Raw genomic sequence first — 556 nt, forward strand, 5'->3', positions numbered from 1 at the left:
TGGCAGTAGAAAGTAAAAAACGTTCGACCGCAAATTGCGTGTCGAACGTTTTTATCTTTTGTAGCGTATTAATAAATGGCATCCCGGTACAAGCCGACGACTTTGCCAAGGATGGTTAGGTCGCGGACGATAATGGGGGTCATATTATCATTCTCTGGTTGGAGTCGGTACGCATCGGCCTCACGAAACAGCCGTTTAATATGGGTTTGCCCAACTTCATCACGAGCCACAACAATATCACCATTATCAGCATCGTTTTGCCGGCGGACAATGACAAAGTCACCGTCGAGCATGCCAATGTTTAACATGGCATTGCCACGCAAGCGTAGCATGAATAAATCACCGTCAAAGCGGACGAGATTTTCGGGCACTGGAAAGTAATCAACAATGTAGTCGCTATCTTCATTGCTGGCCGGAATGGCTTCGTGCTCATCTAATACCGGCATCATGTTTTGGTTGCGAGTTGTGACACCGAGGGCTTCAACACCAGCGGGGGTGACTTCTATTGCACGTGGCTTATCAGGATCCTTGTGTAACAACCCTTTTTTCTGCAATC

Annotated in this window: 1 protein-coding gene; it reads right to left on the minus strand. The window is 47.3% G+C overall.

The features are described from left to right. Window positions 1–68: 68 nt before the first annotated feature. Window positions 69–556: transcriptional repressor LexA (gene lexA, locus WEIDD23_RS00880; protein ID WP_082778285.1), on the minus strand; the 488-nt coding region annotated here is incomplete at its 5' end.

The organism is Weissella sp. DD23 (assembly GCF_001579105.1).
GTDB lineage: Bacteria > Bacillota > Bacilli > Lactobacillales > Lactobacillaceae > Weissella > Weissella cibaria.